This is a genomic window from Bradyrhizobium cytisi (genome assembly GCF_008123515.1).
Taxonomy (GTDB): Bacteria; Pseudomonadota; Alphaproteobacteria; order Rhizobiales; family Xanthobacteraceae; genus Bradyrhizobium; species Bradyrhizobium cytisi.
In genome coordinates this window covers 20494-40926 of sequence record NZ_VSSR01000005.1, presented here as the reverse complement: position 1 = coordinate 40926, position 20433 = coordinate 20494, and the positions used below count along the sequence as shown (strand labels likewise).

The window sequence follows — 20433 nt, the reverse complement described above, 5'->3', positions numbered from 1 at the left end:
GCGGCTATTGCTTCAGGACGGTCAGGGCCTGTTTGAGCAAGCTGTCGTTCGCTGCGGCGATCACGCGTCCGTCGGAGTCCGGTGTGAGCGGCCGCCCATCCCAGTCGCGTATGATTCCGCCGGCGCCCTCGACCACGGGAATCAATGCCATGAAGTCGAACGACTTGAGCGACGTCTCGACGACGAGATCGCAATGGCCGGACGCCAGCAGCCCATATTGATAGCAATCGCCGCCAAATCGTCGGAACATGGCCTTCTTGCTCAGCAGATCGTAGCGAGCCCAATCCTGCGACGTAAAGAAGTCCGGCGAGGATGTGTAGATCTGCGCGTCTTCCAATCTTGCCGTGCGGCTCACCTTGGCCGGCTTGCCGTTGAACGTGACCCCACGCGGCGTGCCGTACCACCGTTCGGCCAGCGCCGGCATGTCGATCATGCCGGCGACAACCGACCCGTCGCGCTCATCGGCCAGCGCGACAAGCGTGCCGAACAGCGGCATTCCGGAGATGAAGCTCTTCGTTCCGTCGATCGGATCGAGATACCAGGTGTAGCGATCGCCCAGGGTCGATCCCATTTCCTCACCGAGGATGCCGTGATCGGGGAAGCGCGCGCCGATCAGGCGGCGTAATTCCACTTCGATCGCGCGATCGGCGATCGTCACCGGCGTCAAGTCCTGCTTGCGTACGAAATCGACGCTGGACCGAAAGTAGGTCAACGCGATCCGGCCGGCCATTTCGGCGAGTTCATCGAAGAACGAAGCGAGTTCGTTCGCGGAAATCTTGTCTTGAATGTCGTCCAATGCTCGCTCCAGGGGAAAGCGCGTCGCGCAGAGCTGCGCAACGGCTGGCCTTGGGAATTCGGCTCTAAACCGTCTCGCGAAGCTCTTGCTTGTGGACGTCCCAATACGGAGATCCGAAAGCCCTGCGTGAGGAGGCCAATCGTGGCGAAGACGATTCGTTCGGTTCGGCAGCACCGGGCCGGGGCGCGGCTTCCGGCGCCTGGCGAACGTCACGCGGGGCCACCTTGAAGTGGCGGCTGAAGCAACGCGAGAAATGCGAGACGTTCTTGAAGCCCACTTCGTAGGCGACCTCCGACACGGTACGGTGGCCCTTGGGATCGGCAACCAGGATTTCGTAGGCTCGCTGCAGCCGCTTGGTCTGCACGAACTGGCTGACTGTGGTCTCGTTGTCCGTGAACAGACTGTAGAGATAGCTCAGCGAGATTCGGCTGCTGGCCGCAATTTTCTTCGGTGAGAGGGACTGGTCGCCGAGATGGATTTCGATGAAATCAACGATCCTGCGACGCAGATGATAGCGCGCATTGCGGACGTCCGTGGCGGCGCCCCGGTCCTCCGAGCCGATCGTGAGCGCTACGAAGCTGATGACTTCGGTCGCAAGCGCCTGTGGATTCGGCGCCGGAAGCTCGATGAACAGCTCGGCCACGTTTCCGATCATTCCGGCCAGAAGGCGGGTCATCTGTTCGTTTGGCTTGAAGCGCCGGCTGATGTGATCCTCGATCGACACGAGACGTCCGCGCAGCTCCGCGGCCGGGATTCGAAGCATCAGAAAGCGAGCGGCCTTGTCGGTCGACAATTCGTAGAAGGCGAGTTCACTGAGCAGGACATATTCGCCGGCCATGGCAATACCGACGCGGCCGTCCTGGCTGAATGCCACACAGCCCGTCAGGGGAAAGACAAGCGCATAGGAAGCATCGTGGATGCTGGAGGTGCGTTTCCAACTGCAGGTGAAGGCTCGGTGCGGCTCGACGAGCTCGAGATCGAGGCGACCGATCCTGGTTCGCTGGTGCAGCGCAGGACCCTTGTCTCCGTCACCATCAAGGCCGGTATACTCCTCGCGAGAAGCAAGAGATGTGAGGCTTGCTATGGTTTGGTCTTTCTCAGGGTTGGGCAACAATCAACTCCGTTCCGGCTTCACGGAGTGCCGTTGCCAGAGATCCTTCCGGTTGCCGATCGGTAACCAGACGGTCGATATCGGTCCATTGCGCAAACACGGTCAGAGCGCGCTGGTCGAATTTGCTGTGATCGGCGACCAGGATCGCTTCCGCAGCGCGCTTCACCATCGCGCCATAGATCGCGCCAGCCTCGTCATCCGCATCGTTCGCGCCCCGGGCGCTGATGCCTGTCGCACTCACGATGGCACGGTTGGCCTCGTAGCTGTTGATGTTGGCGATTGTCTGTGTACCGAACACGTAGCCTTCGGTCGGGTGATAGCGGCCCGGGCAGCACAGCACCCTGATGGAGGAGTTGACGGCGAGCGCGCCAGCAATCGCATAGTCGTGCGTGATGACCGTGATGTCGCGCGCGCGCAAAGCCAATCGTCTCGCGACGTGAAACGTCGTGGCGCCCGCGGCCAGCATCAGGACTTCGTTTGGCAGAACGAGGTCGGCGATCACGGCGGCGATCGCTTCGCGTTCGGCGATCATGAGCGCCTTGCGATCGGTGAGAGCCGGCTCGAGCGCAAACGGGCGGGAGGCGCCGCCATAGGTCCGGTTGATGAGCTTCTGTTCCTGAAGCTCAACGAGGTCTCGGCGTATGGTTTCGCCGGATACACCAAGCGAGGCCGCAATCTCGGAGGCGCGCAGGGTAGGGGCGGCGGTGAGTTGCGCGATGATGTGCTTGTGGCGCGCCAGCTTCGAGAGGCGATCGCCATCGGTCTTTCGTGGCCGCTTGTCGGCCCCGGAGGCGTCGCTGGTCTGTAGCGGCTCGCTCGTCATTGGGGTGTCCTCACCTGCCCAGCCGTCGGCACAAGGAATTCTTTCTCACAGCAGATTGGAAAGATACACTAATTTTGTGGCAACTCCCTCAAATTTTGAGCAGCCAAATGCCCGATATCGCCGCAAGTCACGTCGGTATCAGCTTAATATATTGAAAACAAAATAGTATTTCCGAACGCCAGAGGCTGTGTGCCTGAGGCTCTGATGTTTCTTGCCTCTGATCAGCTTGACGTTGTGGGAATTCACACATTTCTCCAAGCTGATCGTGGAATGGCTGCGGCACGATCGCTGCAGTGATCGCTTTGACTTGCGCAAGGCGCGGTCAGAGGAGGCGTGCGGTGCAGAAGGAACGAGAAATTCTGGCGTTGAACGCCTTCGACCGGAGCCGCGCGTCCGCGATGGGCGCCGAACTCGGGGAGGCGGTGCAACGACGCCTGCGATCCTTCGGCAAGGCTTCGGTCCTGTTTTACGAGGAGCCGATCCGAATGGAGCGCGCCGAAGGCGTCTACATGTTTGACCTCGAAGGCCGCCGATATCTCGATCTCTATAACAACGTCCCGTCAGTAGGGCATTCGCACCCTCGCGTCGTTGAGGCCGTTCGCCGCCAGATCGGCGTTCTCAACATCCACACGCGCTATCTCAACGACGTGGTCGATGTCTATGCGGAGCGCTTGCTGGCGACCTTTCCATCCGAGATCGATCATCTGGTGCTGACGTGCACCGGGAGCGAGGCTAACGATCTGGCGCTGCGGATCGCGAAGGTCGCAACCGGCCGGGCCGGCTTCATCGTCACGGAGACGGCGTATCACGGCAATACTGCAGCCGTGACCGATGTATCGCCGTCCTCACGTCCCGGCCAACCATTGCCGTCCCATGTGCGGGTGGTGCCGGCGCCTGAGATGTTCCGCAATCCCGTTGGCGATCCCGGTCGGCGTTTCGCCGACGGTGTTGCTGCGGCAATTACCGATCTCGAGCGAAGCGGTGTCGGGTTTGCAGGGCTGCTGGTGGATACGATCTTTTCGAGCGACGGTGTCTATTCCGATCCGGCCGGCTTCCTGGCGCCGACCGTGAAACTCGTCCACGAACGCAAGGGTCTGTTCATTGCCGACGAGGTGCAGCCCGGTTTTGGACGCACCGGTACAGCCATGTGGGGCTTCGCGCGTCATGGTGTCGTCCCCGACATCGTGACCATGGGCAAGCCCATGGGCAATGGCTTCCCCATGGGAGGCGTCGCTCTGCGTGCACCATTGCTCGATTGTTTTGCGGCGGAAGTGAAGTACTTCAACACGTTCGGCGGCAACCCGGTGGCCGCTGCGGCGGGGCTTGCGGTGCTCGACGTGATCAATGATGAGGGCCTGTTGCAGAATGCGCGCGAGGTCGGACGTCATCTGATGGACGGATTGCGCGAGATCGGCAATCGGCACATCCAGATCGGGGATGTTCGCGGTGCCGGTCTGTTCATCGGCCTCGAGCTCGTAACTGATCGTGACAGCAGGGAGCCGGCGCCGGAGCTCGCAATCACGCTGATCAACCGCCTGCGCCAGCGCGGCTTCCTGATCGGCGCCGCCGGACCATTCGGCAGTACGCTCAAGATTCGTCCGCCGCTGTGTTTCGGCGCGGATCACGCGGATATGTTCATCACCGCCTGCGACGAAGAGTTGCGCGCGATCTCGGCGGCTTGAGGAGCTCGTTCGAAGTTCATGGATGCAAGAAACGTAAAATCCGCCGCCGATGCCAGGGCTCTGGTCGAGGAGCGAGGCCTGTCCCACGTCAAGCTTGGGATTGTCGATCTCGACGGCGTCATTCGTGGAAAATATCTCGCGCGTGACAAGTTCTTTGGCGCATTGGAGGGCGGCCTCAGCTTCTGCGACATCATCTTCGGTTGGGATTCCAACGACCAGATGTACGACGCCGGCAAGTTTACCGGGTGGCACACGTCTTTTCCGGACGCCACTGCCCGCATCGATCCGGCGACCTGCCGCGATATCCCGATGGAAGAGAACATGCTGTTCTTCCTCGGCGAGTTCGAGGGCGAAGCGGAAAAGCTGTGCCCGCGCCGGCTGCTCCGCCGGGTCATCGATCGTGCCGAAGGCATGGGATTTGCCCCGTCAGTGGCGGCCGAGTTTGAATTCTTCGTGTTCGATGAAACGCCGCACAGCGTGCGGGAAAAGAGCTTTCGCGGGCTGAGGAATCTCACGCCGGGCTGGTTCGGCTATTCCATGCTGCGCGCCTCGGTGGAGTCGGAATTCCATCGCTCGCTGCTCAAGCTGTGCGACGAGATGGATATGCCAATCGAGGGTCTGCACACCGAGACCGGCCCCGGAGTCCTGGAAGCGGCGATCCTGTACACCGATGCGCTCGCGGCGGCGGATCGCGCGGTGCTGTTCAAGACCTTTTCGAAAGTCTGGGCCGAGCGCCAAGGCAAGATGCTCACCTTCATGGCCAAATGGTCGAACGCGTATCCCGGCCAGTCCGGGCACCTGCATCTCTCGCTGCGCGACAAGGACGGCAATCCGGCATTTTACCAGAGCGGGCGTCCAGGCAACATGTCCGATACCATGCGCTGGTTTGTCGGCGGTCAGCAGGCATTGCTGCCGGATCTGCTTGCGATGGTTGCGTCCACCGTGAACAGCTATTCGCGTCTGGTACCGGGCTTCTGGGCACCGACGGATGCGACCTGGGGAATCGAGAATCGAACCTGTGCGCTGCGGGTCATTCCAGGCAAGCCGGCCAGCCAACGAGTCGAGTACCGGGTCGCCGCCGCCGATATCAACCCGTACCTTGCGATTGCCGCGGCGCTGGGATCGGGACTCTGGGGGATCGAACACAAGATCGAACCGAGCGAGCCAATCGTCGGGAATGCCTATGAGCGAAGTCACCCGCCCGAGCGTGTGTTTCCGCGCACGCTGTCGGAAGCCGCCGAGCGATTGATGGCCTCGCAGGCGGCCCGCAATCTGTTTGGCGACGTCTTCGTCGATCACTACGCCATGACACGGCAGTGGGAGGAGCGCGAATTCCGCAAGGCCATCACCGATTGGGAGCTTGCTCGCTATTTCGAGATCATCTGATCCCGCTTCGCCCTCCCTCGAACGAGTAACTTTCCGTGAACGACTTTGTATGCATTTCACCGATCGATGGCAGCGAGGTTGCCCGCCGCCCAATCGCAGCCGCCGGCATGTCGCGCCTCGGCTTTGAGGCGCTGACCCGACCAAAATCATTCCACCTTCGCATCGAGCACTGAGAGCCGCATATGGATGTCCAAATCACCGGGGCCTGGAATTTTCCGACCCGCGTCATCGCCGGTCCGGGACGCATCGCCGAGCTTGCCGAGGCGTGCGGGACATACGGCCTTGCCAGGCCTCTGCTGGTGACCGACCATGGTCTTGCCAAGACCGACCTCATCGCCGGCATCGTCAGTCGCGTTCGCGAGGCGGATATCCCGCTCGGCGTATTCTCCGACGTGAAGGCCAATCCGACGGAATCGAATTTGCGCGCGGGTGTTGCGGCATTCAAGGCGGGCGGCCATGACGGTGTGATCGCGGTCGGGGGAGGTTCGGCGCTGGACGTCGGAAAATGCGTTGCGTTCATGGTGGCGCAGTCGCGACCGGTATGGGACTTCGAGGACGTCGACGACTGGTGGACCCGCGCCAACACGAATGGCATCGTACCGATCATCGCCGTGCCGACCACGGCCGGCACGGGTTCCGAGGTGGGCCGTGCCGTCGTGATCACGCGCGAGGACGCGCATGAGAAGAAGATCATCTTCCATCCGATGATGATGCCGAAGATCGCGATCGAGGATCCCGAGCTTGCAATTGGGCTCCCGCCGTTTCTGACGATGGCGACCGGCATGGACGCGCTGTCGCACTGCTTCGAGGCTTATTGCGTCAAGGCATTCCATCCGCTCGCCGACGGCATTGCCCTTGAGGGGATGAAGATCGTCGACAGCTACCTGCCGCGTGCGGTCGAGAATGGTCGCGATCTCGAAGCCAGATCGTACATGTTCGCGGCTGCGTCGATGGGAGCTACCGCGTTCCAGAAGGGACTGGGCGCAATCCATTCCGTTTCCCATCCGGTCGGTGCGCGCTACGACACCCATCATGGACTGACCAATGCTGTGGTCTTTCCTTACGTCGTTGTCTGCAATAAAGATGCGATCGCCGACAAGATTCCGCACATAGCTCGCGCGCTGAATTTGCCGAACCATGGTTTCGATGCGGTTTTGTCCTGGATCCTGGCCTTGCGAAGGAAGCTTGGCGTGCCGCATACTTTGGCCGAGCTCGGTGTGAAGGAGAGTGACGCCCGGGCAATTGCGGCCGATGCGGTGAAGGATCCGACGGCGGGCGCCAATCCCCGGCGGTTGACCGAAGCGGAGTTCGAGCAACTGACGCTTGCGGCCATTCGCGGCGATCTCGGAACATGATCGCGTTGCACGATCTCATCGCAGGCTTTGCGGTGATTGGTGCGACCGATGACGGCGGCGTCTGCAGGCTTGCAGCAACGGCGCTCGACAAGCAGGCGCGAGATCTGTTTCTGCGCGAGATCGGCGAACGCGGCCTCGCGCCGAGGATCGATGCGATCGGCAACATGTTCGGCGTCGCAATTCTTGCCCCTGCGTCGGACGACGTCGTGATCACCGGCTCGCACCTCGATTCTCAGCCGACGGGCGGTCGATACGATGGTGCCTATGGTGTGTTGGCAGGACTCCTTGCGGTGGAAGCGGTCAGGGAGCGTTGTCTTGCGACCCCCGGCGCCGCACGACGTAATCTGGCTGTCGCAAACTGGACCAATGAGGAGGGAGCCCGTTTTCAGCCCAGCCTGACCGGTAGCTCCGTCTTCGCCGGCAGCTTGAGCTTGCAGGATGCCTATGCCTGCGCAGACGGCGACGGCGTCACGCTCGGCGCCGCGCTGGCCGCGATCGGCTATTGTGGTGTCACGCCACTCGAGCTTCGCCCGGTACGCTATGTGGAACTTCACGTGGAGCAGGGCGATCGGCTTGAGCAGACCTCAGGGACATTGCCGCGGTTTCCGGCGCCTGGATGACCCGCAAGATATCGGTCGTCTTCGAGGGTGATTATTCGCATACGGGACCGATGCCAATGTCGATGCGCCGAGACGCGCTGCGCGCGGCCGCGCGTGCGATCGAATCCCTCTATGTCGAAGTCGCGCGCGAGAACGCCGGCGCGCATGCCTCGGCGGCTCGCATCAGTGTCTACCCGAATTCGCCGAATGTGGTGGCGGGCCAAGCGAGGGTCTGGTTCGAGATCCGACACGAAGACGAAGCCGTCGTTGTCGCTATCAGTGACCGATTTCTGAAGCGGATCGAGCGAGAGGCTCGCGAGATCGGAGTCGGCATCTCGATAGCCGCCGACGAGAGGCGGTCGGCCCCCTTGCTCGATCCGGCTGGTGTCGAGTTGATCATGGCCGTTGCGAGCGATCTCGGCTGCAAGGCCATGACACTCAAGACCATCACGGGGCATGATGCCCTGGCGATCCAGAAACGCATTCCGGCTTCACTCATATTCGTGCCCAGCCAAGGCGGCCTCAGCCACAATCCGCGTGAATTCACGGCACCTGAAGCTCTCGACAAGGGCTACGCCGTGCTGGTCGAGACATTGTGGCACATGGTCACTGCGCAAGAGTGACGCCCGAACGGGCCAGCGCTTGAACCACCTTGCACAGTTTTGCTACAGGCCGGCACGAATTGCGGCAATTTCCGCTGCAACAACGCGCTTGACATAATATCCGATCTCAACGACCGTATCGCGCAAGCGTAGGGCAAGACGGCCCATCAACGCGGTGAGTTCAACCATTTCCAACGCCACGCTTTCATCGCGTGTTCGGTTGGCGGCGAGGGCGCCCTCGGCTTCACAGCCGACGGGCGCTTTTTTGTTTTGGATCGAGTGATGGCGCAGAAGCGGTATCGAATTGGCGTGATGTTCTCGACGACGGGCTCCTACAGCGTCGTCGCGCGCTCGATCCTTAACGGCGCATTGCTGGCCTTCCAGGAGGTCAATGCGAGCGGTGGCGGCATCGTATTGGAGCCGGTCGTGGTCAATCCCTCCGGCGACCTTGCTCGTTATCGTTCGCTCAGCCTCGAACTCCTGGGGTCCGGCATTCGCCAGGTGGTCGGCTGCTACACCTCGTCGAGCCGCAAGGAGGTGATCCCGTGCTTCGAGAAGTTCGATGGACTGCTGTGGTATCCGTCTCACTACGAGGGTTTCGAGAGTTCCGATAACGTCATCTACACCGGCGCCGCACCGAACCAGCACGTGCTGCCGTTGGTCGATTACCTGGCATCCCGGGTCGGCTCTCGCGCTTTCTGCGTGGGCTCCAACTACATCTGGGCCTGGGAGAACAACCGCATCTTTCGCGAGGCGCTGATAGCGCGCGGCGGCGCCGTGCTCGCCGAGCGCTATCTTTCGGTCGGCGATACCGAGGTCGACCAGGTGATCGCGGCCATCATCGATCAGCGACCCGATTTCGTCTTCAACAATCTGATCGGCACGAGTGCCTATGCCTTCTTCCGCGCGTTCCGTGCCGCCTGCCGCGCCCGCGGCATCGACCAGGCCGCCGAAATTCCGGTCGCGAGCTGCACGCTGTCGGAACCGGAATTGCCGGAAATCGGCCCGGACGCGGTCGATGGGCACCTGTCCTCGAGTGTCTATTTCTCCTCGCTGAATTCTCCCGAGAATGCCGCCTTCATTCGCGCCTACAGGGCGTCTTTTCCGGATGGACCGGTGTCGTCGGCAGATGCTGAATCCTCCTACATCGCCGTCAAGCTGCTCGCAGCGGCATTGGCGCAGGCCGGGACTGACGACGCCCGCACGGTGCGCGCCGCTGTGGCCGATCAACGACTGCGCGCCCCGCAAGGGGAAGTCCGCATCGACCGGCAGACCTTTCACGCTTGGCTCACGCCACGGATCGGTCGCTCGGCCGCCAACGGGCAGTTCGAGGTGCTGCTGGAATCCCGCGAGCCGATCGCGCCAGATCCGTATCTTGTTCAGTCGTCGCCGCGCTTTGCCAGCGCGATGCGCTCTCCGCTGTTGAAGGTGGTGCAATCATGAGCTCCCGACTGCTACAGAACTTCAAGGGCGGCCGCGCCATCGTCGTCACCCGGCGAGGCGGATGGGAAAGCACGCTCGAAACAACGCTCGCCAAGCTCGGGGTCTCCACTGAATATCCGGAGATCATCGATAGCCACGCGCAGATCGACGTTGCGAGCCTTCAGGCCGACCGGGACATCCTGTTCGTCGACGGCGACCTCGAAGGCGCGGTTGCGATCGAGGTCAACCCGGCTTCGCGGCTACCGCCGGTGCCGGTGATCGGGCTCGTCGGCGTCGAGGCGCCAAGCCGGCTCAAGGCGCTGGTTAATCTCGGCGCCACCTCATTCCTGCGCAAGCCGGTGCATGGTGGCGCGGTCTATACGTCGCTTTTCATGGGCATCAACCAGTTCTTGCTGCGCGCTGAAATGTTTGAGCGTCTGCAGGACCTCGAGGAGCGCCGTCGCGGCCGCCGCGCGGTGATCCGGGCCGTCATCCTGCTGATGCAGCAGGATGGCTTTGACGAGGAGGGTGCCTATTCCCGGCTCCGTCGCGAAAGCATGCGCGCGCGGCAGAACATGGAACTCTATTGCGAGGAGTTTCTGAACAAGCGGGCGAAGCCGCCCGATATGACGGGCCGCACGACCGGCATCATGCTGCAAGGCGGCGACAAGCAAGCCATCTAGGAGAAGCAAAATGAGCAAGTCTGTATTGCGGGGGCTGCGTGCCGCAGCCCTCACGGGGACGCTTGTCCTCGGATCCACCCTGGCACCAGCGGCCGAGAACCCGATCAAGCTCGGCGTGCTGGAGGATCAGTCCGGCGACTTCGCCGCGGCCACCATCGGCAAGGTCCACGCCATCGAGCTCGCCGCCGAGGAGATCAACAAGGCCGGCGGCATCATGGGCCGGCCGCTTGAGCTCGTTCCTTACGACACCCAATCCGACAACACCCGCTACCAGGAGTTCATGCGGCGCGTGCTCCAGCGCGACAAGGTCGACGTCGTGTTCGCGGGCTTCTCTTCGGCCTCGCGCGAGGCCTACCGCCCGATCGTCGATCAGTTCAACGGCTTCGCCTTCTACAACAATCAGTATGAAGGCGGCGTCTGCGACGGCCACATGATCGTCACCGGCGCGGTGCCCGAGCAGCAGTTCTCCACGCTGATCCCCTACATGATGGAGAAGTACGGCAAGAACGTCTACACGCTGGCGGCCGATTACAATTTCGGCCAGATCTCGGCGGAGTGGGTACGCAAGATCGTCAAGGAGAACGGTGGCAAGATGGCCGGCGAGGAATTCATCCCGCTCGGCGTGTCGCAATTCTCGCAGAGCATCCAGAATATCCAGAAGGCCAAGCCCGACTTCGTGGTCACGCTGCTGGTCGGCACCGCACAGGCCTCCTATTACGAGCAGGCGGCTTCCGCCAACGTCAACCTGCCGATGGCGTCCTCGGTCAACGTCGGCCAGGGCTACGAACACAAGCGCTTCAAGCCGCCGAGCCTGAAGGACATGTACGTCACCACCAATTACATCGAGGAGATCGATTCGCCCAGGAGCAAGGCGTTCTACGCCAAGTTCAAGGCGAAGTTTCCGAGCGAGCCCTATGTGAACCAGGAGGCGGAAAACTCCTATCTCGCCGTCTATCTCTACAAGCAGATGGTGGAGCGGGCGAAATCGACCAAGCGGGAGGACATCCGAAAGGTGATCGCGGTGGGAGATGTCTGCATGGATGCGCCGGAGGGCAAGGTCTGCATCGACCCCAAGAGCCAGCATATGTCGCACACGATCTATCTGGCCAAGGTGGGTGCCGACCATTCGATCTCCTTCCCGAAGACCTGGGAGGACATCAAGCCGTACTGGCTGGGTGACGCCGGCTGCGATCTCACCAAGAAAGATCCGATGGCCCAGTACACGCCGTCGAATCCGCCGCCGAAACCCTGACCCGGCGGCTGATCGCTCCGGCCCTCCGGGCACGCCCCGGCGTTGCCGGCGGGCCGGGGCGATCACGGACATCTGCGGCGGTGACGCCGCGTCTTCCTACAAACTGGTTGGTTCATGGACATCGCGACCCACGTCTTTTCGGCGCTCTATCAATTCGGTGACGCCTTCGCGTTCCTGGTGCTGTCGGCCTGCGGGCTCGCGGTGATCTTCGGCATGATGGGCGTGATCAATCTCGCTCATGGCGAGTTCATCATGTGCGGTGCGTATGTGACGGCGGCGACCGTGCATGCGGGCTTGCCGCTGCCGCTGGGCATACTGGCAGGCACGATCATATCCGCGCTCGTCGGCGTCCTGGTCGAGCTGGCGGTCATCCGCCATCTCTACGACCGGCCGCTCGACACCATCGTTGCGACTTGGGGCCTCAGCCTGATCGCCACGCAGGGCACGTTGATCATGGTCGGATCGACCATGGCCGGCGTCGGCACGCCGTTCGGCAGCTTTCAAGTTGGCGACTATTCCTATTCGATCTATCGCATTGTGCTGTTCTGCGCCGCGCTCGGCGTGCTGGCCGGGCTCTACGCGCTGTTCAACTGGACCCGCTTCGGCGTGCTGGCGCGCGCCACCATTCAGGTCCCGCATATGGCCTCCGCGCTCGGGGTCGACACCCGCCTGATCTATAGCCTCACCTTCGCCTGCGGGGCGGGGCTCGCCGGTCTTGCTGGCGGTCTTTATGCGCCGACCATGACGCTGGTGCCCACCATGGGCGCGACCTTCATCATGGAGGCATTCGTCACCGTGGTAATCGGCGGCGCCGACGTGTTCCTCGGCACAGCGCCGGCCGGCGGCCTGCTTGCGATCGTGAAGTCGGGGATGACGTCCTGGCAAGGGCAGTTATTTGGTCAGATCGGTCTTTTGGTCGCTGTCATCATTGTGGTCCGGGTGCTGCCGAAGGGCATCTCCGGTTTCGTGCTACGCGAACGAACCTGACGGAGTGATGGCGTCGTGAGCGGTTTCGTCTCTTTCTTTCGTCGTCTCGAAGGCCCGCAGACCGTCGGTCGTGGTCCAGCCTTCTGGAGCCTGTTTGCCGTCGTGATGATGATCGCGGTCGCCTATCCACTGTTCAGCGACGGCTACACGGTCGGCAACACCGTCTACTTCTTCGTCTGGGTGTTCATCGCTCTCAGCCTCTGCCTGATCTGGGGCTATGGCGGCTCACTGTCTTTCGGGCAAACCGCGTTCTTCGGCATCGCGGGTTACGGCTACGGCGTGCTGACGCTCAATTTCGGTTCGGCCTATGGCTTCACATTGGTGGCGCTGGTGGCGGCGGTCGCGATTGCGGCGCTCTTTGCGGCCTTGCTCGGCTACTTCATGTTCTTCGGCCGCATCGCCGGCGTATTCCTCGGCATCGTCACGCTCGCCGTGACCTTGATGCTGGAGCGCTTCATGGCGCAGACCGCGGGGCCGGAGTGGCACATTGGTAGCGCCCGGCTCAACGGCTTCAACGGCATGAGCGCGATGCCGCCTCTGACCATCCCCTGGCCGGGCGAGCCGATCGTGCTATTCGCCGATGTTGGGCTCTATTATTTCGTGCTTGGCCTTTTGGTCTTCGTCTATCTGGCCTTGCGCATCCTGATGAACTCGTCGTTCGGCAACGTGATCGTCGCGATTCGCGAGAACCCGGAACGGGCCGAGATGCTGGGCTACGATGTGCGCAAGTACCAGCTCATCACTTTCGTCATCGGCGCCGTGCTCGCGGGGATATCAGGCGTGCTCTACACGGCGTGGGGACAATATATCACACCGTCGAGCATGGGTATGACGGCAGCGGCGCTGCCGCTGATCTGGGTTGCCGTCGGCGGCCGCAGCGATCTGACCTCGACCGTGGTCGGCACGCTGGTCGTGCTGGCGGCATTCCAGGCGCTTACGATCTACGGAAGCCAGTACGCGCTCGTCTTCATGGGTGTGCTGCTGGTGCTGACCGTCCTCATTGCCCCGAACGGCCTCGTGCTCGGAACGATGAACTGGCTCGGACGGCTCGCCGCGCGTATCACCCAAAGGGCCGGCTGATGTCGTTGCTCGAGCTTCGTAAACTGAACAAGCATTTTGGCGGCCTGCACGTCACCAATGCCGTTGACCTCACGTTGGAGGCCGGCGAGATCCACTGCCTGATTGGCCCGAACGGCGCCGGCAAGAGCACGCTGTTCCGCCTGATCCTCGGTGAGCACCATCCCGGCAGCGGCGATGTCCTCTTCGCGGGAGAGAACATCACGGCGCTGAAGTCGTTTGCGCGGATTCGCCGCGGACTGTCGGTCAAGTTCCAGGTGCCTGGAGTCTTTAAGGGCTTATCCGTCCGGCAGAACGTTGAGATCGCCTTGCAGAGCCGGCATCGCGGTAGGGAGCTCGAAGCGGAGATCGACAGACTGCTCGTCTTCCTCGGACTGGAGAGCGAGCACGCGCAGACCGCCGGCAATCTTAGCCACGGCCAGAAGCAGTGGCTTGAGATCGGCATGGCGATCAGCTTGAAACCAAGTCTTCTGTTGCTCGACGAGCCGACCGCCGGCATGTCTCCGGAGGAAACCCATATGACGGGTGAAATGGTGAAGCGGCTCAATGCCGATGGCATGACTGTGCTGGCGATCGAGCACGACATGGCCTTCGTACGCCAGGTCGCCCAGCGCGTGACCGTGTTGCATCTCGGCCAGGTCTTTGCGCAAGGCTCGATCGACGAGATCGTGGCGGACGAGCGTGTGGCGGCGATCTATCTGGGGCAGGCCCATGCTTGATATGCCGCGTAAGGAAGTGATCCTCTCGACGCTGGCTCTGCGCGCCGGCTATGGCGGCAAGCCCGTCCTGCAGGGCCTCGAGATCGAGGTGCGGGAAGGCGAGATCGTCGCTGTCATCGGACGCAACGGTGTCGGCAAGTCCACGCTGATGAAGAGCCTGATCGGGCTGGTGCCAGCAATGAGCGGCTCCATCGTCTATCGCGGCGAGGCGGTGGAATCTCTCCCGGCGCACAAGCGGGCTCGCCTCGGTATGGGTTATGTGCCGCAGGGGCGCGACGTGTTCCCGCGGCTGACTGTCGGCGAGAACGTCGCGGTCGGCGCCGCGATCAAGGGCAGCGGTATCCCCGAGGCGGGTCGGCGCAAGATCGTCGAGGCGTTTCCGATTCTCGCCGAGCGCTGGACCCAGCGTGCCGGCACCATGTCCGGCGGCCAGCAGCAGCAACTCGCGATCGGACGAGTCTTGATTGCTGATCCCAATCTCATCCTGCTCGACGAACCGTCGGAGGGCATCCAGCCCAACATCGTCCAGGACATCGCACGCAATATGGTCGAGCTCAACCGAAGGACCGGTGTGACCATCATCCTGGTTGAGCAGAATCTCGACATGATCCGCGCTATGGCGCAGCGCTGCTACGTCATGGACAAAGGCCGCATCGTCGCAAGCCTCGACCGCTCGGCGCTCGACGATGAGGCGGAGATGCGCCGCCACCTCGCGGTTTGAAAGCGACGCCTATAACCAAGGAGAACAGCAATGGCCTGGCAAAACGACTCGATTATGGCTCGCAAGGGTGTCGCCAAGGGCGAGCGCGGCAGGGAATACACGATCACCGAAACCGAGCAGGGCAAGTACCATTATGTCTACGGCCCCTATGTGAAGCCGGTGCTGACGGTTGACCCGGGCGCCGTCGTCTCCGCCGAGACGCATGACGCGTTCGAAGGCGCAATCAAGCACGAGACCGATAGCCCGTCCAAGATCCTCAACTTCCCGTTCCTCAATCCGCAGAACGGCCCGATCCACGTCAATGGCGCCGAGAAAGGCGACGTGCTGGCCGTTTATATCGAAAGCATCGTGCCACGGGGACCGCAGCCGTGCGGCACCACCGTGGTCATGCCGGACTTCGGAGGGCTGGTCAGCACTGGTCAAACTGCGCTGCTCAATCCCGCGCTCCCCGAGCGAGTTAAAAAGCTCGAGATCGATGCCAAGGCCGGAACGAAGTGGAACGACAAGATCACGCTGCCCTATGAACCCTTCATAGGCACCATCGGCACCTCGCCGGAGATTGAGGCGATCTCGTCGCTGGTTCCGGACTATTACGGTGGCAACATGGACCTTCCTGATGTCGGTGTCGGTGCCGTCATTTACCTGCCGGTCAACACCAAGGGTGCGCTGCTTTATCTTGGCGACTGCCATGCCGCACAAGGCGATGGCGAGCTCTGCGGCGTCGCCATCGAGCATCCGACCGTGACCACGGTTCAGATCGATTTGGTCAAGGGCTGGACCATTGCGTGGCCGCGGCTCGAGACGAAGGAGTTCATCATGACCATTGGCTCGGCGCGGCCGATGGAGGATGCCGCCCGCATCGCCTATCGCGAGCTCTGCCGCTGGATGGCGGCCGACTACGGCTTCGACGAGATCGACGCCTACATGCTGCTAACGCAGGCCGGACGCATGCGTGTCGGCAACATGGTCGATCCCAAATATACGCTAGGCGCCTCCATCAAGAAATCCTATCTCGTCTGAGGGCGGCCGGATCATGTCCACCAAGCACAAGGTCGCCGCCGTCCAGTTCGAGCCGACCATGTTCGAGAAGGAGCGCAACATTACTCGCCTTCTCGATCTCTGCGAGCAGGCGGCGGCTGCCGGCGCAAAGCTGATCGTCACGCCGGAAATGGGAACGACGGGCTATTGCTGGTTCGACCGTGCCGAGGTCGCGCCTTTTGTCGAGACGATCCCGGGGCCAACCACGAACCGTTTCGCGGCGCTGGCGCGCAAGCACGCCTGTCACATCGTTGTCGGCATGCCGGAGGTCGATGAGGACGGCATCTACTTCAACACGGCCGTCCTGATCGGCCCCGACGGCGTTGTCGGTCGCCACCGCAAGACGCATCCCTATATCTCCGAGCCGAAATGGGCGGCGGCGGGCGATCTGCACAACCAGGTATTCGAGACGCCGATCGGGCGGATCGCACTGCTGATTTGTATGGACATCCATTTCGTGGAAACCGCGCGGCTGATGGCGCTCGGGGGCGCGGACGTCATCTGCCATATCTCCAACTGGCTGGCAGAGCGGACGCCCGCGCCTTACTGGATCAGCCGCGCCTTCGAGAACGGCTGCTACGTCATTGAGAGCAATCGATGGGGGCTTGAACGCTCCGTGCAGTTCAGCGGCGGCAGCTGCGTGATCGCGCCGGACGGGCAAGTGACGGCTGTGCTCGATAAGGGCGATGGTGTCCTGCTGTCCGAGATCAGTCTCGACGCTGCTCGCGCGCGCCGCGTGCTCGGCGAAACCGTGTTCGCGCAGCGGCGGCCTGAGCTCTATCCGGAGTTGCTCACCGATACCTTCAGCTGGAACCCGCGTGACTTCTTCGGCCTCTACGGCCACGAGCCCTGGCCAGCCGGAAAGGCTTCGCAGGTCAGCGTCGCGCAATTTGCCCCTGGCGATGACGCTGCTCAGAATCTGAAGGAGATCGAGGCGCACGCGCGCGCGGCAAAAGCAGAGGGGGCGGAGCTTGTCGTCTTTCCGGAGCTGGCAGTGACGGGCCTGACCGATCCCGTGAAGTCGGCGCAGCCGATACCGGGGCCGGCGACTGCTAGCCTCGGCGAGCTTGCGGGGGAACTTGGCCTCTATCTCGTATGCGGCCTCGCCGAGCGCAGCGACGATCTGGTCTACAACAGTGCCTGCCTGGTCGCGCCCGATGGAAGCATCTCCGTCTATCGCAAGACGCATCTCACCATCGACGAACGAAGCTGGGCCACGGCCGGTGACGGTTGGACCGTCGTTGACACGCCGATCGGCCGCATCGGGCTGCTGGTCGGTCACGACGCATCTTTCCCGGAAGCGGGCCGGGTCTTGGCGCTACGCGGCTGCGATCTCATCGCATGTCCCGCCGCGATTAGGGGACGCTTCAGTTCTTCGCATGCCGGGACGGAGGTCGAGCAGCCGAAGCCGATTCCGACCGGTCCGGATCCGCATCATTGGCATCATTTCCGCGTTCGCGCCGGCGAAAATAACCTGTTCTTCGCCTTCGCCAATGTCGTCGATCGCGAGCGCGGCTATCCCGGGTTGAGCGGCGTGTTCGGTCCTGACACGTTCGCGTTTCCGCGGCGGGAGGCGATCGTGGCCGACGCCGCGGGCATTGCAACCGCACTGGTCGATACGACCAATCTGGACAGCATCTATCCGACCAATGTCGTGCGTCGAAAGGATCTGGTTTCGATGCGCATGCCGCACAGCTATCGTGGATTGGTCAAGGTGGCTGCGAACAATTACTGAACCACGAAAAGGAATCCGACCATGGATCTGGGACTGAAGGGCGCCAAGGTTCTCGTCACGGGAAGCACCAAGGGAATCGGCCGCGCGATCGCCGAGACATTTGCCGCCGAAGGCGCCGATGTCGGCGTGTGCTCTCGCAATCTGGCCGAGGTCGAGAGCACGACCGCCGCGCTCAGGGCCAATGGCATCGTGGCCTATGGTGGTGCGGTCGACGTCTCCGATGCGGCAGCACTGAAGGCCTGGGTCGGCGATATGGCGGCCAAGCTCGGCGGCATCGATGTCGTCGTCGCTAATGTCAGCGCGCTTGCCATCGGGCAGGACGACGAAAGCTGGGCGAAGGAGTTTTCGACCGACATGATGGGTACGGTTCGGCTCGTGAATGCGGCCATGCCCTATCTGGAGAAGAGTGCCGCCGGCGCGATTGTCACCATTTCCAGCGTCTCAGGTCGCGAGGTCGATTTCGCCGCGGGTCCCTACGGCACCTTCAAAGCGGCGATCATCCACTACACGCAGGGACTGGCCAATCAGCTCGCAGGGAAGGGTATTCGCGCGAACTCGGTCTCCCCGGGCAATACCTATTTCGATGGCGGGGTCTGGAACATGATCAAGGACAACAATCCCGAACTCTACAAGACTGCATTAGCCCTCAACCCGATGGGTCGGATGGGAACGCCGCAGGAAACGGCTAACGCCGTGGTGTTTCTCGCCAGCCGCGCGGCCAGCTTCATCACGGGCACAAATCTTGTCGTCGACGGCGCACTCACACGTGGGGTGCAGTTGTAGGAAAACGTATCGGCGTTTGCCTCGCGTTGGACCTCGATAGCTCAAAATTTGCCCATGATGGATTGGAGCGAAAGTCATCGCTTGCTCGCCGAGAGCTCTGCCGCGCTTGAGGCCTACAGCGCGCTTTGGGGAATAGCCGAAAAGACCGGCTTCACAGCGTAGGAGCAAAACGGCGCATACCTCGCCATCATCTTCGAAAACGAGTGTAGCGAATGCCAGCGAGGACCATAATTGGTGTCGGGATTCGCGACGGCAGTGATGTCGATCGTCTCGACGCTCGCGCAGGGAGGGTGTTGAGCCGTCTAGCGAACGTCATGGATTCCAGTCGGGCACGGTGCAGGATCGCGTGGTGACCGGCGCTTCCGATCAATTGCTCGTGTGAGTCTTCCGCCAGACGATCGCGTTCGAAGGTGATGATCCGGTCGGCTGTGCAAATGGTGGAAAGGCTGGGGGGCGATGATAAGCACTGTCCGGTCGGTAGTGATCTGCCGCATATCCTGGCTGGGTCCAGGAGTTGCAGCCGTCCTAGCTAGCCGGACCTCGCGATTCGGAATGAACGGCCGGGACCCTTCCGGGGCGGGCGCGTGCTGTCGCGCAGCATCAGCTTGGCGGGAAGCTTGATGTGCTTCCGCAGCCCCGCCTTGCCGGTCGTCATCAGCGTGATCAGTTCGGCTGCGGCGGTGGCTCCGAGGTCGCGGCGGGGCTGGACGATGGTCGTCAAGGTCGGCTCGCAATAGTCAGCGTAGGCAATGCCGTCAAAGCCGACGACGGACAGATCGTCCGGGACGTGCAAGCCGGCCGCGTGCACGGTTTTGATCAGGCCGATCGCCATTTCGTCATTGGCCGCAAACAGGGCGGTGGGACGCGCCGCGGGATCGAGCGTCAGAAGCGCACGGCCGGCCTCGACGCCGGTGCGGAAGGTGAAATCGCCGGGCAGGATCAAGCTCGCATCGACCGCAATACCCGCCTCGCGCAAGGCCTGCCGATAGCCTTCGAGACGCTGCTGCTCCAGGATGTTGGAGTTCGGCCCCGACAAATAGGCGATGCTGGTGTGGCCCAAGTCGACCAGGTGTCGCACCGCCTCACGCGCAGTTTCAACATTGTCGATTGTGACCTGCGGGAAGTTTTCGTAGGGGATGTACTCGCAAGCGGCAACCAACGGCACACGCGCGTCGCGTAAGTCGCGGTCCGGGCTGCGCATCACGTGACCGCACAAGAGCAGTACGCCGTCGGCCTGGCCGGCGCAGATCAAGTCGACGTAGCGCGCCTCCTTCTCCGGCGAGCCGGCCAGATTGGCAATGATAAGTCCGTAGCCGGCGGCCGACAGCGTGTCGTCGATACCCTGTAGAACCTCAGCGAAGAACGGGTTGGCGATATCCGGCACCGCCACCAGCACGACCATGGTCTTTCGGACACGCAGGTTCCTTGCGGAAATGTTGGGCATGTAGCCCGTGTCGCGCACGGCGGCGAGTACGCGTGTGCGGGTCTCCTCAATCACGACCTCGGGGCGCGCCAGCGTCCGGCTGACGGTCGCAACCGAGACTCCTGCCAGTCGCGCGACGTCGGCGATTTTGGCCGCCTTTTGACGTGTCACTCCGGTTCGCTTGGCCATATCGAGGCTCGCCCTCTCGGCGTCATGACGGGACTTGCAAAATCTTGAAG

At 62.3% G+C, this 20433-nt stretch carries 20 protein-coding genes; 15 read left to right on the top strand and 5 right to left on the bottom strand.

The features are described 5' to 3' along the window. Positions 1–4 precede the first annotated feature (4 nt). The 3 genes from FXB38_RS02085 to FXB38_RS02075 form a co-directional block, all read right to left on the bottom strand. Positions 5–796, bottom strand: a complete 792-nt coding sequence (locus FXB38_RS02085; RefSeq protein WP_148749118.1) for an inositol monophosphatase family protein — start codon at positions 794–796, stop codon at positions 5–7. 64 nt (positions 797–860) lie between these two features. Then, the gene (locus tag FXB38_RS02080; RefSeq protein WP_246229597.1) at positions 861–1907 is read right to left on the bottom strand and encodes a helix-turn-helix domain-containing protein; all 1047 of its coding nucleotides are present in this window, start codon (positions 1905–1907) and stop codon (positions 861–863) included. After that, on the bottom strand, positions 1894–2730 hold the full coding sequence (locus FXB38_RS02075; RefSeq protein ID WP_148749117.1) for a DeoR/GlpR family DNA-binding transcription regulator: 837 nt from the start codon (positions 2728–2730) through the stop codon (positions 1894–1896). The genes FXB38_RS02080 and FXB38_RS02075 overlap by 14 nt, the downstream gene beginning before the upstream one ends. 338 nt (positions 2731–3068) lie before the next feature. Here FXB38_RS02075 and FXB38_RS02070 point away from each other — a divergent pair, with 338 nt between their 5' ends. From FXB38_RS02070 to FXB38_RS43595, 5 genes are all read left to right on the top strand, one after another. Further along, on the top strand, positions 3069–4412 hold the full coding sequence (locus FXB38_RS02070; RefSeq protein WP_148749116.1) for an aspartate aminotransferase family protein: 1344 nt from the start codon (positions 3069–3071) through the stop codon (positions 4410–4412). An 18-nt stretch (positions 4413–4430) separates the two neighbouring features. Further along, positions 4431–5798: a glutamine synthetase family protein gene (locus FXB38_RS02065; RefSeq protein WP_148749115.1), complete on the top strand. Its 1368-nt coding sequence runs from the start codon at positions 4431–4433 to the stop codon at positions 5796–5798. Between the two features lie 182 nt (positions 5799–5980). Continuing rightward, positions 5981–7153, top strand: a complete 1173-nt coding sequence (locus FXB38_RS02060) for an iron-containing alcohol dehydrogenase (RefSeq protein WP_148749114.1) — start codon at positions 5981–5983, stop codon at positions 7151–7153. Continuing rightward, a complete protein-coding gene (locus FXB38_RS43600; protein WP_246229595.1) occupies positions 7150–7773 on the top strand; it encodes a M28 family peptidase in 624 nt (207 codons plus the stop codon). The genes FXB38_RS02060 and FXB38_RS43600 overlap by 4 nt, the downstream gene beginning before the upstream one ends. Before the next feature lie 56 nt (positions 7774–7829). Continuing rightward, positions 7830–8375, top strand: a complete 546-nt coding sequence (locus FXB38_RS43595; RefSeq protein WP_246229593.1) for a M20/M25/M40 family metallo-hydrolase — start codon at positions 7830–7832, stop codon at positions 8373–8375. A 42-nt stretch (positions 8376–8417) separates the two neighbouring features. On the opposite strand, the gene FXB38_RS44565 is transcribed toward FXB38_RS43595, so the two are convergent. Then, positions 8418–8543, bottom strand: a complete 126-nt coding sequence (locus FXB38_RS44565; RefSeq protein WP_283812701.1) for a hypothetical protein — start codon at positions 8541–8543, stop codon at positions 8418–8420. 93 nt (positions 8544–8636) lie between these two features. Between FXB38_RS44565 and FXB38_RS02050 the strand changes: the two genes are divergently transcribed. From FXB38_RS02050 to FXB38_RS02005, 10 genes are all read left to right on the top strand, one after another. Further along, positions 8637–9797, top strand: coding sequence for a transporter substrate-binding domain-containing protein (locus FXB38_RS02050; RefSeq protein ID WP_148749113.1), 1161 nt, complete (start codon positions 8637–8639; stop codon positions 9795–9797). Then, positions 9794–10459 carry an ANTAR domain-containing response regulator gene (locus FXB38_RS02045; protein ID WP_148749112.1) on the top strand — a complete coding sequence of 222 codons (666 nt, stop codon included), beginning with the start codon at positions 9794–9796 and terminating at the stop codon, positions 10457–10459. Before FXB38_RS02050 ends, FXB38_RS02045 begins: the two co-directional genes overlap by 4 nt. Positions 10460–10469: 10 nt before the next feature. After that, entirely contained in the window at positions 10470–11711 is a 1242-nt protein-coding gene (locus FXB38_RS02040) for an urea ABC transporter substrate-binding protein (protein WP_148749111.1), read from the top strand. Between the two features lie 114 nt (positions 11712–11825). After that, entirely contained in the window at positions 11826–12698 is an 873-nt protein-coding gene (locus FXB38_RS02035) for an ABC transporter permease subunit (RefSeq protein ID WP_148749110.1), read from the top strand. Between the two features lie 15 nt (positions 12699–12713). Beyond that, positions 12714–13778, top strand: a complete 1065-nt coding sequence (locus tag FXB38_RS02030) for a branched-chain amino acid ABC transporter permease (protein WP_148749109.1) — start codon at positions 12714–12716, stop codon at positions 13776–13778. Then, positions 13778–14494 carry an ABC transporter ATP-binding protein gene (locus FXB38_RS02025; RefSeq protein WP_148749108.1) on the top strand — a complete coding sequence of 239 codons (717 nt, stop codon included), beginning with the start codon at positions 13778–13780 and terminating at the stop codon, positions 14492–14494. The genes FXB38_RS02030 and FXB38_RS02025 overlap by 1 nt, the downstream gene beginning before the upstream one ends. 1 nt (position 14495) lies before the next feature. After that, positions 14496–15215: an ABC transporter ATP-binding protein gene (locus FXB38_RS02020; RefSeq protein WP_148749216.1), complete on the top strand. Its 720-nt coding sequence runs from the start codon at positions 14496–14498 to the stop codon at positions 15213–15215. A gap of 30 nt (positions 15216–15245) precedes the next feature. Then, a complete protein-coding gene (locus FXB38_RS02015) occupies positions 15246–16235 on the top strand; it encodes an acetamidase/formamidase family protein (RefSeq protein WP_148749107.1) in 990 nt (329 codons plus the stop codon). A 13-nt stretch (positions 16236–16248) separates the two neighbouring features. Beyond that, entirely contained in the window at positions 16249–17988 is a 1740-nt protein-coding gene (locus FXB38_RS02010) for a nitrilase-related carbon-nitrogen hydrolase (RefSeq protein ID WP_148749106.1), read from the top strand. A 21-nt stretch (positions 17989–18009) separates the two neighbouring features. Further along, a complete protein-coding gene (locus tag FXB38_RS02005) occupies positions 18010–18771 on the top strand; it encodes an SDR family NAD(P)-dependent oxidoreductase (protein ID WP_148749105.1) in 762 nt (253 codons plus the stop codon). 529 nt (positions 18772–19300) lie between these two features. Here the strand turns inward: FXB38_RS02005 and FXB38_RS02000 are convergent. Next, the gene (locus FXB38_RS02000; protein ID WP_187434611.1) at positions 19301–20383 is read right to left on the bottom strand and encodes a LacI family DNA-binding transcriptional regulator; all 1083 of its coding nucleotides are present in this window, start codon (positions 20381–20383) and stop codon (positions 19301–19303) included. Positions 20384–20433: the final 50 nt, after the last annotated feature.